The sequence below is a fragment of the Paenibacillus sp. fava2 genome, assembly GCF_058313675.1.
Window position 1 is genome coordinate 5787501 of record NZ_CM177755.1, and the last position, 16938, is coordinate 5804438.

Consider the following 16938-nt stretch of genomic DNA (forward strand, 5'->3'; position numbering starts at 1 on the left):
CCAGCTTTGCTGGGATTGGCTCCACCTCGCGGCTTCGCTTCCCGTTGTACTGGCCATTGTAGTACGTGTGTAGCCCAGGTCATAAGGGGCATGATGATTTGACGTCATCCCCACCTTCCTCCGGTTTGTCACCGGCAGTCACTCTAGAGTGCCCAGCCTTACCTGCTGGCAACTAAAGTCAAGGGTTGCGCTCGTTGCGGGACTTAACCCAACATCTCACGACACGAGCTGACGACAACCATGCACCACCTGTCTCCTCTGTCCCGAAGGCCGCCTCTATCTCTAGAGGATTCAGAGGGATGTCAAGACCTGGTAAGGTTCTTCGCGTTGCTTCGAATTAAACCACATACTCCACTGCTTGTGCGGGTCCCCGTCAATTCCTTTGAGTTTCAGTCTTGCGACCGTACTCCCCAGGCGGAGTGCTTACTGTGTTAACTTCGGCACCAAGGGTATCGAAACCCCTAACACCTAGCACTCATCGTTTACGGCGTGGACTACCAGGGTATCTAATCCTGTTTGCTCCCCACGCTTTCGCGCCTCAGCGTCAGTTACAGCCCAGAAAGTCGCCTTCGCCACTGGTGTTCCTCCACATCTCTACGCATTTCACCGCTACACGTGGAATTCCACTTTCCTCTTCTGTACTCAAGCCACCCAGTTTCCAGTGCGACCTCAGGTTGAGCCCAAGGTTTAAACACCAGACTTAAATAGCCGCCTGCGCGCGCTTTACGCCCAATAATTCCGGACAACGCTTGCCCCCTACGTATTACCGCGGCTGCTGGCACGTAGTTAGCCGGGGCTTTCTTCTCAGGTACCGTCACTCCGGTAGCAGTTACTCTACCGGACGTTCTTCCCTGGCAACAGAGCTTTACGATCCGAAAACCTTCATCACTCACGCGGCGTTGCTCCGTCAGGCTTTCGCCCATTGCGGAAGATTCCCTACTGCTGCCTCCCGTAGGAGTCTGGGCCGTGTCTCAGTCCCAGTGTGGCCGTTCACCCTCTCAGGTCGGCTACGCATCGTCGCCTTGGTGAGCCGTTACCTCACCAACTAGCTAATGCGCCGCAGGCCCATCCCTTATCGACAGATTGCTCCGCCTTTTATCCTTCCCTCAGGCGAGGAAAGGGATTATCCGGTATTAGCTACCGTTTCCGGTAGTTATCCCAGGCTAAGGGGCAGGTTGCCTACGTGTTACTCACCCGTCCGCCGCTAAGCTTACCCCGAAGGATAAGTTCCGCTCGACTTGCATGTATTAGGCACGCCGCCAGCGTTCGTCCTGAGCCAGGATCAAACTCTCCAATAAGGTTTTTCCGAGCGGTTACTTCACCCGAATTACTCCGAGGAAATAACCATCCGAAAACTATTGTCAGAGCGATTCGCTCATTTTGAAACATCTGACGAGAATGTTACATTCTCTAATTTGGAATCACCGAAGTGAATTCCGATACTCACTCGTTGTTCAGTTTTCAAAGATCAAGCTCGTCGTCGCTTTCGATCAACTCGTCAGCAGCAACTTTTATAATATATCATGTCTTTCGATTTAATGCAACACTTTTTTTTGAAAAAGTGTTTTGCAATCTCATCATCAGAGCATGTCCCAGTCACCAATGATTTCTTGCTGTTCGCGACTGGATTTATAATATACCATGGTCTGTCTCATAAAGACAACCCACAATATTTCCCATTTGTAAATTTGTTGCATTAGTACAAAAGAGCTACTCTCCCAAGGGCATTTATATTCTATTAAAAAAGCATGCAGGCCCTACAGCCCGCATGCTTCTGTATAAACTAATCCCGGTTAATTCGAAATCCATGGATTTTTGCTTTTTTTACTACTCCGGCTACTTCCCTGTTTAGACGTTGTGGTTTTCGCCGATTTCCCGTCGGTATGGCTGGAGACCTTCACTTTCGCGCCTCCCGTCTTACCACTCCGTGCTTTTCCCTTCGTTGCCGTCTCTTTCAGTTCGGCGGAGGCTTGAGAGGAATCCTGCACGGCAGGCTCCGGTTCCAGAATCTCCGGCACCCGGTTATGCACAGCGTTCTCCATACCCGGGTACACCGGATAAGCCGGAACACCGGCTATTGCCGGACTAGCGTATGCACCTAATGGCGCTGAAGCGTTAATGCCGGCATTAGGCATAGACTCATTCATAAATCCATATGGCGAAATTCCGTCTGGCTGAGGCGTGAATGCAGGATAGCCGCCGCCATATACGGGCTGTTCATAGCTGTACGGTTGAATCACTGGTCCCCCTCCGCAGCCGCAGGACGGCCATGGCAGATTAACCGGCTGGCCGCCGCCGTACTGCGGAATTCCGTAAGGCGGATAATCGGCCGCTGGGCTCACACCGGTAAACGGTGCAGCCGGATAGTCAGGCGCCATATTCGGATACCAGGCCCCCTGTGCTTCAGCTGCCGGATATACATTGCCAGGGTAGCCATACGGCACACCGTACGGAATCATGCAATCTGGCATATACATGGCCGGCTCCATCATATTGTGCGCCGGATTGATGCCCGTTACCGGCATAGCCTGCTCATAATACGGGGATACCGGCGGGCAGTCATAAACATAAGGATTTTCATTTAATCCCGGGTAGCCCGCTGCCGGATCACAATGTGTTTCCTTAGTTGCCGGAGCCCAGACTGCCGGTTCAACCGCTGTCTTTCCTTTTTCCTTAGGCTCATAGACCACGGCTTCCTGGGCGGGAACGGAAATCTGCACGTACAGGCTTTGCGATTCATGGACCATCTGGACAGGCGCAGGCTCAGGCGCTTTATTCACTACCGGAGCTATATTTACTTCCGGAGCTATGTTCACTTCCGGAGCAGTATTCACTTCGGGCGCTTTATTGATCACAGGCTCAGGAAGCGTTTCTGCTATCGGGGCCGTCTCCATTTTCTTAGCAGGCTCTGCTATAGGTCCGGTGTAGGTTTTTCCGCCGACCTTTGTTTTATCTACAACTGCCGGAGATGTGGCGTCAGCCGGAACCGGTGTGACATTCCCCTGGATAGATTGCGGCTGGATGGCCGCGCCATTCGATTTCTTAGGGATGTTCACAATCTCGCCGGTCAAAAGCGCATTCGGATTTTTCAGCTGTGGATTGGCATCGATCACTTCCTTGAGCGTAATTCCCCAGGCTTTGGATAATTTCCACAAGGTATCCCCTTGTTTGACTGTGTGTTTATAAAAAAGCTCACTGGTTTCCGGCACAGAGGCCGGAGCTGATGGAATCTTGACTTTATCCCCTACGTTCAGCACATCCGGATTACTGATCTGCGGATTAGCCTCAATGATTTTTTGCAGCGGTACTCCGTACTTTTGCGATAATGCATAAAGCGAATCGCCTTGTTTGACAATGTGTATTTTCACGCAGCATTAACCTCCTAAAGAATGCGTAATGGTTGGAGCGCGTTGCAAGCTTTACAGCCATGTCCTCTCTGATCCGGCTGCAAATTCCGGCTCATTGAAGCATCCGTCCCCACTCCTGGGTACTGCTCCCTGAGCATCGTTATATGCGTTACAGCTGCCTCCTTCGTTACTACATCTTATGCAGCCCATGGGCGATTGACATCCCTGGAACAAAAAAAATCCCTTCATGCTCAGACGGGACTGGCCTTTGTCTTATTAACAAAGGTCCATCCCGCTTGCATGAAGGGATTTATATGTCTAATTAAAGCTGGCTCAGTCCCGGATAAACCTTACTCCCAGACTTTATAGCCGTCCTTATCCACGGCATTGCGGAATTCTTCAAGCAGCTGCAGCGTGATCGGACCGGCATGTCCTTCGCCGATAATCCGGCCGTCGATCTCGCGTGCGGCGATAACTTCGGCAGCAGTTCCGGTGAAGAACACTTCATCAGCAATATACACGTCATGCATGGTGAAAGGCTCTTCCTTCAAAGGCAGACCCAGCTTCGCACACAGCTCGATGATCGCCAGACGGGTGATGCCTTCCAGCGCCCCCAGATAGCAAGGCGGCGTGTAGACAACTCCTCTTTTGACGATAAAAATGTTGTCGCCGGAGCCCTCAGTTACATAGCCCTGTGCATTCATCATAATGGCTTCGTCGGCTTCCGCCAGATTGGACTGGATTTTGACGAGGATGTTGTTCAGATAGTTAAGCGACTTGATCTTCGGATTGAGCGCATCCGGAAGGTTGCGGCGCTGGGATACGGAGACGGCACGCAAGCCGTTCAGGTAAGCCTGCTCCGGATAGATCGCCAGCTGCTCCACAATGATGATTACACTGGCCTTAGGACAGCGGCGCGGATCAAGCCCAAGATTACCGACACCGCGCGAAACGATCAAACGGATATAGCCGTTGCGCATTTCATTCAGGCGGATCGTCTCTGCCATCGCTTCCAGCATTTCATCATAAGTCAGCGGAATGTCCAGCATGATGGATTTGGCCGAATCATACAGCCTGTCCAGATGCTCTTTGCATTTAAAAATATTGCCGTTATAAATACGGATGCCTTCGAAAATACCGTCCCCGTAAAGAAAACCGTGATCAAATACGGATACCTTTGCATTTTCCTTATTTACGTGTTGTCCATCCAGATAGATCCATTGCTCAGCCATGAACTTACTGCACCTCCGCTTTCTCTTCCTCATAGGTGTATGTGGGATACGAGCCCAGAATCCGCACCTGGCAGCCCAAGGCCTTGATCTCTTCGATCGCCGCCGGCAGCAGGACCGATTCTATCGGTTCCAGCACATCAATGTAAAAATAATAAGTACCCAACTTCTTCTTCGTCGGCCGTGATTCAATGCGTGATAAATTCAGCCGCCGCCAGGCAAATGCGGCCAGCACCTGATGCAGGGCTCCCGGAAAATCCTCCGGCAGGGTTACAAGAATACTCGTCTTGTCACCAGAGCTCTTCTTCGGAAGGCTCAGCTTCTGCGGTCCTACCAGAACGAAACGCGTGTAGTTATTATGGTGATCCGTAATCTTACGCTCGACAATCTCCAGTCCGTGTGTAGCGGCTCCAAGCGCCGTGCCGATGGCCGCCCAGCCCCGGCCGGGATTGTTCTTCACAATCTCCACAGCCTCGGAGGTGCTTCCCACCGACTCCAGCTCAGCCCACGGTGCATGCTCGCGTATGAACTGCAGGCACTGCGCCATAGCGACAGGATGAGAAAGAATCTTCACCATTCCGGAATAATCCTTTTCGCCGCTGCTATTCTTGAATTCTCCGGGATGACCGATCAGATTCTGAATAGACGGAAAAATCCACTCCGCCTGCATAGGCAAATTCACTTCATTGATGAGCCAGTCAATATGCAGACTTACCGAACCGTCGATCGTATTCTCAATCGGGATCACACTGTAATCCGTAGTGCCGTCTGCCGTCGAGAGAAAAACATCGGAAATCAGCTTGTGATGCACTATGCTGACCGGCTCGTCACCAAATAAATGCAGCAGCGCTTCGTGGGATACCGTACCCTGCGGCAATACCGCTATTGATTTCATGACTGTACTTCTCCTTTTATCATATCCAAAAATGAGCCGTTTTGCATCCCGTTTCTTTCCAGCAGCTCCGCCTTTACGCCATCCGTACACGGAGGCAGCCAGCGGGTCTGCGCCGGAATCCCGTGCTCCGCCATTGTCTCCTTCAGGAACAGCTCCAGCTCCTGCTTCTGACTGCTGCCGGCGTCCACCAGACAGAGCAGGGTCGGGCCTGCTCCGCTAAGCGCAATTCCCAGCGCCCCGTGCTGCGGGGCTTCTGCGAGCAGCTTCTCCATGCCGGGGACAAGCGGAGCGCGGTATGGCTGATGCAGACGGTCCAGCATCGCCCGGCCGATCAGATCAAGCCTGCCTGCAGCAAAGGCTGCTGTAAGCAGCGAGGTACGGCTAATATTATACACGGCATCGCTGACGGTAATTTCCGCAGGAATAACCCCCCGTGCCTTGGTTGTAGCAAGCTCAAACTCCGGAATTACAACGAGCACCTCCATATCCCGGGGCGGTTCAATCCGGATATAGTCGGCATGCGTGCCGTCCCATACAGCCGTAATGATCCCTCCAAACAGGGAGGCTCCAACGTTGTCGGGATGCTTTTCGAGCGAGCAGGCCATATCGAACAGCTTGGCGTTGTCCAGCGGTGAGCCGATCAGCGTATTGGCCGCAGCCAGCGCGCCGACAATGGCCGATGCGCTGCTGCCAAGCCCCCGGGTGAGCGGAATATCCGAATACATCGAAATGGACAGCTCAGGAACAGAGACGCCTGCTTCGGCAAATACCATCTGGGCCACCTGGTAGAGCAGATTGCTTTTATCACAGGGAAGTCCGTTCATCTGGTCGCCGTAAAAGTGAAACACCGTCTCTTCGGCTTCTTCCATCTCAATCCAGGCATACAGCGACAAAGCCATTCCCAGCGTATCAAAGCCGGGGCCCAGATTGGCGGTACTGGCGGGTACTTTTACTCTAGACCTTCCATACATACTCATAGCGGGTGAAATCTCCTTCGTCTTTTTTGCGAGTCCTATCCCTCTACACGGTAATGGCTCTTGATCCGGTGAATAACCGGAAGCTCCTCGAGGTGGCGCAGCACCTTGTTCATACTCGCCTTGCTGGCATTATGCGTTACAATAATAATTTCCGCATCTGGATTATTCGGATTGGCCTGCTGCACCACGGAATCGAGACTGACCTCATACTCGGCAAACACCTGGGTAATTTTGGCCAGCACACCCGCTTTGTCATCCACATGCAGCAGCAAGAAGTTTTTGTAAAAAATATCTTCGTCGCTCTTCAGCTTCTTCTGCTTATAAGGCACAATCTGCTTCAAGCCGTTCACGCCCAGCTTCAGGTTCTTGATCACTGCCACCAGGTCAGCCACGATAGAGGTGGCCGTAGGCATTGCACCTGCACCTGCACCGTAGAACATCGTCTCTCCAACCGCCTGCCCGTATACATAAACTGCATTAAACACCCCGTTCACCGAGGCAAGAGGGTGGCCCGTACGAATCATCGTCGGCTGAACACTAATGCTGAATTCCTCATCCTCGCATTCAGCGATTCCCAGCAGTTTCATATCATAGCCAAGCCGTTTGGCAAAAGCGATATCCTCCTTGCTCACGCCGGAAATCCCGCTCACGCTGACATCATTCAGCTCCACGTTGGTGCGGAAACCGAGCGTGCCCAGAATGGCCATTTTGCGTGCTGCATCAAGGCCCTCCACATCAGAGGTCGGGTCAGACTCGGCATAGCCCAGTCCCTGCGCTTCTTTCAGCACATCATGGTAAGAGGCGCCTTCCTGGCTCATTTTGCTCAGTATGTAATTGGTTGTACCGTTTACGATCCCCATGATTTTTTTGATTTTGTCAGAGGAAAAGCCCTCAATCAGCGTACGGATAATCGGAATCCCGCCGGCCACGCTGGCCTCATAAAATACGTCACACTGCTTCTCCTGCGCCTTGGCCAGAATCTCCGACCCGTGGAGTGCCATCAGGTCTTTATTGGCGGTGACGATGTGCTTGCCGAGCTCCAGCGCCTCAAGAATATATTCCTTCGTGCCGGCGATGCCGCCCATTACCTCAACGATAACATCAATCTCAGGATCGCGGATAACCTCCCACGGATCTGTAGTGATCAGCGCTGCATCGACTTCGATGTCCCGCGGCTTATCGACATTTTTTACAGCTATACGTTCAATAACGATCGGGGAACCCACCTGACTGCTCAGGTCCTCCTGATTTCCTTCCACGATACGGACAACACCTGCACCGACCGTGCCAAGGCCCAATAATCCAACTTTAACCGGCTTCATGTGGTTCCTCCTAAAAGTTTTATGAAGCTACACTCCTCTGAATTTCTACGCAATAAAACTTGCTTCGTAAGCATCCGCTTAGTGTAAATGAAGTTATACAGCTACCCCTGGCCTATGATCAAAGCCCGTTTTACACCGGATATCTCCCGCAGACCGTCCAGCATATCGCCAAGCTCCTGATTCATATGTGAAATCTCCACAGAGATGACGACGTTCGCCCGTCCCTGCAGCGGAATACTCTGATTGATCGTCAGCACATTTGCCCCGTGAACCGCCACACAGCCAAGCACCTTGGACAACATACCCGACTCATGCTCCAGATCAAGTGAAATGGTTACGATCCGTTCCCGCTCCAACTGGTGAATCAGATGAATGCCGTCTTTATATTTATAAAAAGCGCTGCGGCTAAGTCCAACCTGCTCCACACCTTCATGTACCGTCTTGGCGTCTCCTGCTTCCAGCAGCTGTTTGACCTGCATGGTCTTCAGCACAGCGTCAGGCAAAATGTCCTCGCGGACCAAATAATAGCGCTCTTTCACGAACGTCCTCACCCCAAAGACTTTTGTGTTTTCATAGTGGACATTATACTTGAAAAGCTCTGAAAAAAGCAATAGATTTTCACCCAATGCAGCTTGTGCCATCCCCGTTCGATTGAAAGATCAGCCTGCACAAAAAGATATCATGGGGCTATCACAGCTTCTAGCGGTGCAGTACGCTGTCTCCTACTTTACTGCCGCAAGCTCCCTGTTCCGCCGCAGGAGCGTACCGGCTATGTTATCCGCCAGTTCTCCGGCCGCCCCTTCCCAGCCGCTGCCCGGGTCCCTGAGCGTCAGCAGTAGCGCCACCTGATCATGCAGCAAAGAAATCTGCCGGGTAAGCATTTCTTCGGTATCATAAAGATCCGGCCTGGAGTGCGGGTCGCTATACCGGAACTGCTCCTCCAGCCCGGCGACAAGCTCCGCAAGCCACTGCGCCCCGGGATGCCTCCAGCTTCCGGCCAGCTCCCGGATGTCCTTCAGCTCGGCCTGGTGCTGTGTATGAGCCCTGGCGGCACTGTCAGTCCGCCGTCCCCCTGCACCGGCAGTGCGGCTGTATAGGCCTGTCACCGCAAGCAGGGCAGCACTAACCAGCAGCAGCATCAGCTGCACTGCCGCATAAGCCGGCGCCTGGAGCTGCAGCCCCCAGTCGAGCAGCGCCGCCGCAATCAAAACAGCGGCCGCATAAGAGGCAGTAATCCAGGCGCCGCCAGTCAGCACCGGAGAGGGATTCGGGTTACTCTTGGCCGAGCGCAGCCGGCATACGGTAAAGCCGAAGACTACACTCTCCGCAGCCAGCATAGCCAGCATGCTGACGAAAGAGCGGAGCTGCAGTCCGGGCAGCCCAAGGATGATGAAGAAGGAGACTGTCAGAATTACCGCTGCTGCATAGATTAGACTAATGTTTCCGGTATAGCTCCTGTTCTTTTGCATAATGTCCTCCTTTAACCGGTCCTTCTGCCACACCTGCCGCAGAACTTCTGCCCTGGCTTCAGTTCAGGCTATCCGGCTTATATAGGAAACCGCGCCTTCCATCTCCCATTGTATACGATCTGATGCCGGTTTGGATGTGCCCTGCATGATAAAAAAACGCCGGCAGTGCTCTCCTCCAGGAGAAGGCACTGCCGGCGTTCTATGACTGACTGCCCGCGGGCAGAAGCATTTTTTTTAGTAGTAGCTGCTGTTCTCAACAAATTCGAATTCGAAATCGCCAATGCGGACGATCGTTCCTTCTACAGCTCCGCGCTTGCGCAGCTCGGCATCGACTCCCATATGCCGAAGCGTACGGGCCAGCTTCAGAATCGCATCATGCGTACTCAGCTGCATGCGTTTGAGCATCTTCTCAATACGCGGGCTGCTGACGACGAAGGCCTCGTTATCACGCGTAATAGTGAAGCTGTCATCCGCTTCGGCTTCCAGCTTGTACACCTTGCGTTCCACTGTTTCGGCAACTTCTTCGACCACCGGAGCAACCGGAATGCTGTCCAGAAGATCCGCCGCACGGTAGAGCAGCTCCTGAATCCCCTGGCGGGTAAGCGAGGAGATCGGCATAATCTCGAGGTCAGGGCGAATTTCAGCAATCCGTTCCCGGAAGGTAATCAGATTCTCCTCCGATTCCGGCATATCCATCTTGTTCGCCGCCACGATCTGCGGACGGTCGAGCAGATTGGCATTATACTGCTTCAGCTCATCGTTGATCAGCACCCAGTCCTCGAACGGATCGCGTCCTTCGGAGCCGGACATATCCACTACATGAATGATGATCCGCGTGCGCTCAACATGACGCAGGAACTCATGTCCAAGGCCCACACCTTCGCTTGCCCCTTCAATCAGACCCGGAAGATCCGCCATAACGAAGCTGCGGCCGTCACCCGCTGCAACCACACCCAGGTTCGGGGTAATCGTAGTAAAGTGATACGCACCAATCTTTGGCTGAGCTGCAGAAACTACTGACAGCAGAGTAGATTTGCCTACACTCGGAAAGCCTACCAGGCCCACATCCGCCATGACCTTCAATTCCATCACAATGTAACGCTCTTGGCCTTCTTCCCCGTTCTCGGCAAGTTCAGGTGCAGGATTATTTGCAGTGGCAAACCGGATGTTCCCGCGTCCGCCCCGTCCGCCCTTCGCTACAACTACCTGCTGTCCATGACGGGTCATGTCGGCAATGACTTCCTGGGTATCATCATCAATCAGTATAGTTCCCGGCGGGATTCGCACGATCATATGCTCGGCATTTGCCCCGTGCTGGCTCTTATTACGGCCCTTTACTCCGCGGTCAGCTTTAAAATGGCGCTGATAACGGAAATCCATCAGTGTCCGCAGCCCTTCATCCACACGGAAAATCACATCGCCGCCCCGGCCGCCGTCACCGCCGGCCGGCCCGCCTTCCGGCACGTACTTCTCACGGCGAAAAGCCACGAGACCGTCGCCGCCGTCGCCGCCTTTTACATAAATCTTAGCCTTATCTACGAACATGAATATTCACCTTCCTTACATCTCCAGCGGCACCCGCAGCTCTATGTAAGCCTCGCTTGGCCTCCACTGCTCCGCCTTCATGATTTTGCCTTGCACTATATTATAAATTTGCTCCTGCAGCAGCCCAGGGTTACCATGCTCACCCTTGCTTTCGAATGAGATAAGAATATCTCCCTTGTCTTGTGTAAAGCTGAGGCGGAGTATCCGCGTATCGCCCTGGGACGTAAGCCCGCTGTACTGGTAAGCCCTTACCGTCTGCATCACCACAGATGTCAGCTCGTCACCCCGGCCGGGAGTCAGCTTGTCCTCCAGCTGTAAGCCTTCCTCCACCTGTACTTCCAGCTCCAGATTGCTGCTGAAGGTGCGGAACGACTGCAGATAGAATACCAGTGACGGAATGCCAAGCTTGGCGATCCGGCTGTCGAGTGCGATTCGTTCCTTTATTCTTTCCACACATTGTACGGATTTATCAGGCTTGTTCAGCTGAATATATCCATACAGCACTTGCAGATCATTCATCCAGTCATGACGATGATGATTCAGTGTCCGGTTCGCCGCCTGCTGCAGAGTCTTCTCCTGTATACGCAGTTCCTCTTCAAAATGACGCCGGTTGTAAAAAAAGCTGAAAGCAAGCACTGCAGCTACCCATACCGCGAGCAGCAGGCATGTGAAAAGGGTGGTGTGCCAATACAGAAGGCCCAAAGGAAGCGTTACGGATAACATGACTGCCCAGACAATACCTTTCCAGGATTTCATTCTTTCTCCCCGTCCCTCAGTTCGCAAAATTCATGCCAAATTTAGTCTAGCCAGCCCTAAGGCGCTTTTACCATTTTCCAGTATAACACACGCATCCGGTGCAATCACCAGCATTCAGACAGTTTCAGGGACCCCCCTGATCCGCCGTCTCACTTATCAAAAAAACCCCCGGCACTCATGCCGGAGGCTTCTCATGCAAATATGGTTCGGAAAGCTTACGCTTCCACTGCCGCTGCTACCGGAGCGACATCAACCGGGTACACGCTCACTTTTTTGCGATCGCGTCCCCAACGTTCGAACTTCACTACGCCATCAACCAGAGCGAACAGCGTATCATCTTTACCGATACCTACGTTAGTGCCCGGGTGAATCTTGGTTCCGCGTTGACGAACCAGGATGTTACCGCCGGTAACTGCCTGACCGTCAGCACGTTTCACGCCAAGACGCTTGGAGTGGGAGTCACGTCCGTTCTTTGTGGAACCTACCCCTTTTTTGGATGCGAATAACTGAAGATCCAATTTCAACATGTTGGTCAACCTCCTTCTTTAAATGATGACTTGCTGTATCTTAATATACTTCCCGTATGATTCTGCGATATCACTGAGCATTAAGACCATGGATTCCAGCAGCAGTTGAACTTTCGCGGAGGTTTCAGCATCTTCAACAGAACCCAGGGTTCCGCTTAAAAAGCCGTTCTTCATGGACGTATCCATGGAAATTCCGGTCAGACTCTCAATGGAGTTCACCGTACCCACTGTAACAGCAGATACTCCGGCGCACACAATATCTTCACCGCGTTTGGCATAACCTGCATGCCCTTCCACCTCAAAACCGATAACAGTACCCATGTTAGAAGCCCGTGTAATCCGCACGTTAATCATTAACGCACCTTCTTACGCCTGAATCTTCTCGATAGTTACTTTAGTGTACGGTTGACGATGGCCTTGTTTCTTGTGGTAGTTCTTCTTCGGTTTGTATTTGTAAACTACAACCTTCTGACCCTTACCGTGTTTCTCGACCTTAGCTGTTACAGACGCGCCGCTTACGAGCGGAGTTCCTGCAGTCAGACCGCCTTCGTTGGAAACAGCCAATACACGGTCAAACGTTACGCTTGCGCCGTCTTCAGCTTCCAGCTTCTCGATGAACAGAACATCGCCCTCTTGGACTCTGTATTGTTTACCGCCAGTTTCGATAATTGCATACATTGTACTTGCACCTCCTCATGTCTCAGACTCGCCTAGTCTAGGTGGCAGATTCCCGGAGGAACCGCGCTTATGTACCCGATCGGAGCGGTTACAGCATGTGCAGGAAAAAGATAACCAAACACATACTTGAAGATATTATCATACTTATTTAATAGAGTCAATAATGAAAACTGAATTTCCTTTATTCCAGCCAGGCGCCAACCTTGCCTGTCCCTCCGCAGCACTGGCAGATGACGGGCGCAAAGCTTGCTGCATCATGCCTCGCCTTTTTGCGGGTCATCTCCAGCAGGCCAAGATGCGTCCAGCCCAGAATATGCGTTTTGGTACGGTCATTGCAGATCACCCGTTCCAGCCGTTCCAGCACCTGACGGCGGTGCTCATCCAGTTCCATATCTATAAAGTCAACGATGATGATGCCCCCGGTATCACGCAGCCGGATCAGCCGGCCGATCTCCTCTGCCGCAAGCAGATTTGTCTGTGTCACAGTCTCTTCCAGTGTTGATCCGCCTGTGTACTGTGCTGTATTAACATCAATAACCGTCAGCGCTTCGGTTTCATCCCAGATCAGCGTGCCTCCGCCTTCGAGGATGATTTTGCGGCTGAAGCTCTTCAGCAGCTGCTCCTGAACGCCGTAGGCGGTGAAGATCGACTCCTGCCCGCGGTAGAGGCCGACCGGCTTATACCCGTCAGGGGCCATATCTGCGAGAAAAGCCTCCGCTTCCCGCATGGCCTTCGGCGAGTCAATCATCAGCTCATCCCGCTGCGGGTTGAAGGCATCACGGATGAGCCTCTGCACAATGCTGAGATCCGAGTGCAAAAGGGCAGGTGCAGTTGCTTCCTCAGCCCGGCGGACAATCATCTCCCACTGCGCGCGCAGGAAGGACAGATCCCCTTCGACCGCATCCGCCTGCTCATCCTCGGATACGGTACGCATGATCAATCCTTCTTCCTGCCTCCGCAGCCGCTCGCCGATTGATTTCAGCCGGTTGCGCTCTGATTCGCGGCTGATTTTTTTGGATACTCCGACATATTCGGCAAAGGGCATGTACACCATCCAGCGTCCCGGCAGTGTATAATGGGTAGTTACCCGCGCCCCCTTGCCCCCCCGCGGCTCTTTGCGGACCTGGACGATGATCTCCTGGCCGGGCTGCAGCAGAGTATCAATAGAGGGCTTCACCTGCGGCTGCTTCTCCAGGTGGGGATGGAGGACATCATCTACATATAGAAAGGCATTTTTCTTCTGTCCGATATCGACAAAAGCAGCCTGCATGCCTGGCAGAACATTCATAACCCGGCCCTTATAATAACTGCCGACCAGCCCTTGCTGCTGATCGCGTTCAGCCGCATACTCCACGAGCCGCCCGTTTTCCAGAAGAGCCATCCGGGTAACATGCTGCGTGCAGTGAACGATCATTTGTTTCATGGCTTCACCTCTGGTCTAAATCTTCATTCGTCGCCATCCGCTGTGCAGCGCTAACCCATGCTCTACCTCCCGAAATAAGAGGAGATCAGGCGCTGCTCCGGTACAACGGCTACCACATTGTTATCCTCATTCATTACATAGATAAAATGATACTGGTTACGTTTAAATAGACGCAATATATCATCTAAAGGTTTCGCGGAAAAAGCAACAATCGGACGAGCCGCTCTGCCGAGGCTTAAATACCGCTCATAGGCAGCCTCCCTGTTCATCAGAAAAGCCAGAAAGCGGTAAGGCAGATTACGCTGGTCCGTAATATTGGAATAGAGCAGAAACGCTCCGATCATGAGCAGATTAAGCCGCAGTCCGGCCCCTGCTGTCAGGGGCAGCAGCGCATAACTGATGACAAATCCGCTTGCTGCAATGCTCACTCTTCCGCTCCAGAGCAGGGTATAGTAATAGGGCAGGAGCGTGCTGAGCGCAGCTTGCACGATTTTGCCACCGTCCAGCGGCAATATCGGCAGCAGGTTGAACAGTGCAATTATAGCGTTGGCCTGGATAAAGTAGGCAAGAAAAGCACTGCTGCCGCCCCCTAGCTGCTGCAGGAGGAGCGCGGTCAGAATCATGATCCCGTTCTGCAGAGGTCCGGCAAGCGCAATGGCAATCTCGCGGCCGGCATTCAGCCGTCCATGATCCTCAATGACAGCCACCCCGCCGAAGGGCAGCAGCTGGACAGACTTCACCGTAACCCCGTTCAGCAGAGCGGCACACACATGTCCCATTTCGTGAATAAATACGATCATAAATAACGTTAGCAGTTCCAGGAACTGTCCGGTGATAACCGAAAGAAGCATAACCAATACAAACAGCGGATGCAGCGACAGCTGAATTCCAAATATCCTAATCAAACGATACCACTTCAGCGGGATCAATATAAGTCTTGTCTTTCATAACCGCGAAAAAAAACAGAGGTGCCTCGCTCTCCGTCTCCTGCATCCAGCCGACGGTATCACCGCTCTCCACCCAGTCATCCGCCGATAGTCTGGTTCCGCTTAAATGCCCGTATTCCGCCGTCAGGCTGCCTGTATGGCGGATAACGATCCGGATGCCTCCCTGCGCCTCCTTGGACACGGACAGAACCCGTCCCGTATCTACACTTTTCACCGTGACATTGCTGCTTGAATCGGACTTAGGCATAATTTCTACACCGTACAGGGTATCGGCAAAAGAACGCAGGATACTGCCCGTTAGCGGGGCACTCAGGGTATGTGCGGTACTGACCTTTTCGGCCGGAACCTCATCCTCTCCAAAGATCGGAATAAACGATGGCGCACCGTTAAAATGCGTTTCGTACCATACCTGGGCAGCTGCAAAATCCATATCGTTGCTCAACGCATCTGTAATAAATGCCTGCGCTTTGACGGCCCAGGGCTCCCTGGCGAGGAAAATACCCCATATTGCCCCGAACACAAGTACACTTGCTACAGTTCTGCGGATAAGCCCTGCCGTGAAGCGCGGCCTGCCGCCGTCGCCCCCTTCGTCCATCCACCCTCCGCGGTTCTGCTTCCACAAGACCTCGGGGTCCGGCTCATAGCCGGGCTCCCTTCCGTCGCGCTGCTTGCCCCATTCCTTGAAGCTGGGTGCTTCCTCCTCCAGCGTATACAGCGGAAGCGGTGCGGCTTCCCTTTGATCATCCAGCAGACTGCGGATTCGCTCTTTGCGCCGTCCTTTGATCCCTGATCCCTGTTCCATATTGATCCCTCCGGCGGGCTTGTTTTATTGCTAGTTTATGAGAGCCTGGAGCCTGTTTAGAACAAGCCCTCCGCGGCAGCATACACAATACCGGAAAAGGGAAGATCGCTGGGATACCGCTACGGGTATAAGGGCCGCTATGTCTCTCCGCACCGCAAAAATCCCGCCGCAGTATGCCCTGCGGCGGGATTATATGTTTTTGTATGATTGCTGAATAAGGATTAGCCCATGCCGAAAAATTTCTTGAATTTCTTGAAAGCGCCCATCTTCCGGTCCAGCTGCATCAGCGGCACGGCATCGCCGAGAATCCGGCGGGCAATATTGCGGTAGGCAATGGCGGCAGACGAGTCTGGATTCATGACCGTAGGCTCACCGTTATTGGCTGCCTTAATGACCAGCTCATCGTCCGGAACGATTCCGATCAGGTCAATATTAAGCACCTGTAAAATATCTTCAATATCAAGCATGTCCCCTGTTTTGACCAGCCCGGGGCGGATGCGGTTAACTACCAGCTTCGGTGACTCCACACTGGATTGCTCCAGCAGCCCGATGATCCGGTCTGCGTCTCTCACAGCCGCATGTTCCGGAGTTGTAACCACAATAGCTTTGTCGGCACCGGCTATAGCATTGCGGAACCCGTGCTCAATCCCGGCCGGACAATCGATCAGTACGTATTCGTACTCCTTTTTAAGCTCCAGAATGATGTCCTTAACCTGCTCCGGAGTAACGGACGTTTTATCCTTTGTCTGGGCAGCGGGAAGCATGTACAGCTCATCAAAACGTTTGTCCTTGACCAGCGCCTGATTCAGGCGGCAGCGCCCTTCCGCCACATCAACAAGATCATAAATGATCCGGTTTTCCAGCCCCATAACCACATCCAGATTCCGCAGTCCGATATCCGTATCAACCAGACATACTTTTTTGCCCTGCAGTGCAAGCGCGGTTCCAATATTGGCCGTTGTGGTTGTTTTGCCAACACCGCCTTTGCCCGAGGTTACGACAATCGCTTCTCCCATGGAGG

The 16938-nt window shown here is 52.9% G+C and carries 16 protein-coding genes, 1 rRNA gene and 1 other annotated feature (1 of these 18 cut by a window edge); all 17 genes read right to left on the reverse strand.

All coding sequences use genetic code 11. The features are described from left to right. Positions 1-1298, reverse strand: a 16S ribosomal RNA gene (locus tag AC4G46_RS25410); it reaches 250 nt to the left of the window's first position. 495 nt (positions 1299-1793) lie between these two features. Beyond that, a complete protein-coding gene (locus AC4G46_RS25415; protein WP_491125155.1) occupies positions 1794-3368 on the reverse strand; it encodes a LysM peptidoglycan-binding domain-containing protein in 1575 nt (524 codons plus the stop codon). Between the two features lie 329 nt (positions 3369-3697). Continuing rightward, positions 3698-4579, reverse strand: coding sequence for a branched-chain-amino-acid transaminase (ilvE, locus tag AC4G46_RS25420; protein ID WP_491125156.1), 882 nt, complete (start codon positions 4577-4579; stop codon positions 3698-3700). Positions 4580-4583: 4 nt separating this feature from the next. Then, positions 4584-5471: a prephenate dehydratase gene (gene pheA / locus AC4G46_RS25425; protein WP_491125157.1), complete on the reverse strand. Its 888-nt coding sequence runs from the start codon at positions 5469-5471 to the stop codon at positions 4584-4586. Beyond that, positions 5468-6448 carry a homoserine kinase gene (thrB, locus tag AC4G46_RS25430; RefSeq protein ID WP_491125158.1) on the reverse strand — a complete coding sequence of 327 codons (981 nt, stop codon included), beginning with the start codon at positions 6446-6448 and terminating at the stop codon, positions 5468-5470. The genes pheA and thrB overlap by 4 nt, the downstream gene beginning before the upstream one ends. Before the next feature lie 35 nt (positions 6449-6483). Then, positions 6484-7770 (reverse strand): homoserine dehydrogenase, encoded by a 1287-nt coding sequence (locus tag AC4G46_RS25435; RefSeq protein WP_491125159.1) that lies wholly within the window; start codon positions 7768-7770, stop codon positions 6484-6486. 101 nt (positions 7771-7871) lie between these two features. After that, positions 7872-8309 (reverse strand): ACT domain-containing protein, encoded by a 438-nt coding sequence (locus AC4G46_RS25440; protein ID WP_090718259.1) that lies wholly within the window; start codon positions 8307-8309, stop codon positions 7872-7874. Between the two features lie 183 nt (positions 8310-8492). Further along, positions 8493-9239 (reverse strand): hypothetical protein, encoded by a 747-nt coding sequence (locus AC4G46_RS25445; RefSeq protein ID WP_491125160.1) that lies wholly within the window; start codon positions 9237-9239, stop codon positions 8493-8495. A 234-nt stretch (positions 9240-9473) separates the two neighbouring features. Beyond that, positions 9474-10784 (reverse strand): GTPase ObgE, encoded by a 1311-nt coding sequence (obgE, locus tag AC4G46_RS25450; RefSeq protein ID WP_491125161.1) that lies wholly within the window; start codon positions 10782-10784, stop codon positions 9474-9476. Between the two features lie 15 nt (positions 10785-10799). Continuing rightward, the gene (locus AC4G46_RS25455) at positions 10800-11540 is read right to left on the reverse strand and encodes a Spo0B domain-containing protein (RefSeq protein ID WP_491125162.1); all 741 of its coding nucleotides are present in this window, start codon (positions 11538-11540) and stop codon (positions 10800-10802) included. 215 nt (positions 11541-11755) lie between these two features. Continuing rightward, positions 11756-12067 (reverse strand): 50S ribosomal protein L27, encoded by a 312-nt coding sequence (rpmA, locus tag AC4G46_RS25460; protein ID WP_039876443.1) that lies wholly within the window; start codon positions 12065-12067, stop codon positions 11756-11758. An 18-nt stretch (positions 12068-12085) separates the two neighbouring features. Beyond that, positions 12086-12421 (reverse strand): ribosomal-processing cysteine protease Prp, encoded by a 336-nt coding sequence (locus tag AC4G46_RS25465; protein ID WP_206101672.1) that lies wholly within the window; start codon positions 12419-12421, stop codon positions 12086-12088. 12 nt (positions 12422-12433) lie between these two features. Next, positions 12434-12745 carry a 50S ribosomal protein L21 gene (gene rplU / locus AC4G46_RS25470; RefSeq protein ID WP_019908991.1) on the reverse strand — a complete coding sequence of 104 codons (312 nt, stop codon included), beginning with the start codon at positions 12743-12745 and terminating at the stop codon, positions 12434-12436. Positions 12746-12759: 14 nt separating this feature from the next. Further along, positions 12760-12845 (reverse strand) — a sequence feature (ribosomal protein L21 leader region). Between the two features lie 81 nt (positions 12846-12926). Then, entirely contained in the window at positions 12927-14168 is a 1242-nt protein-coding gene (locus tag AC4G46_RS25475) for an Rne/Rng family ribonuclease (RefSeq protein ID WP_491125163.1), read from the reverse strand. Between the two features lie 62 nt (positions 14169-14230). Continuing rightward, positions 14231-15073, reverse strand: coding sequence for a M50 family metallopeptidase (locus AC4G46_RS25480; protein WP_491125164.1), 843 nt, complete (start codon positions 15071-15073; stop codon positions 14231-14233). Further along, positions 15066-15917, reverse strand: coding sequence for a peptidoglycan DD-metalloendopeptidase family protein (locus AC4G46_RS25485; protein ID WP_491125165.1), 852 nt, complete (start codon positions 15915-15917; stop codon positions 15066-15068). Before AC4G46_RS25485 ends, AC4G46_RS25480 begins: the two co-directional genes overlap by 8 nt. A 221-nt stretch (positions 15918-16138) precedes the next feature. Then, positions 16139-16933, reverse strand: a complete 795-nt coding sequence (gene minD, locus AC4G46_RS25490) for a septum site-determining protein MinD (protein ID WP_221803989.1) — start codon at positions 16931-16933, stop codon at positions 16139-16141. Positions 16934-16938 lie beyond the last annotated feature (5 nt).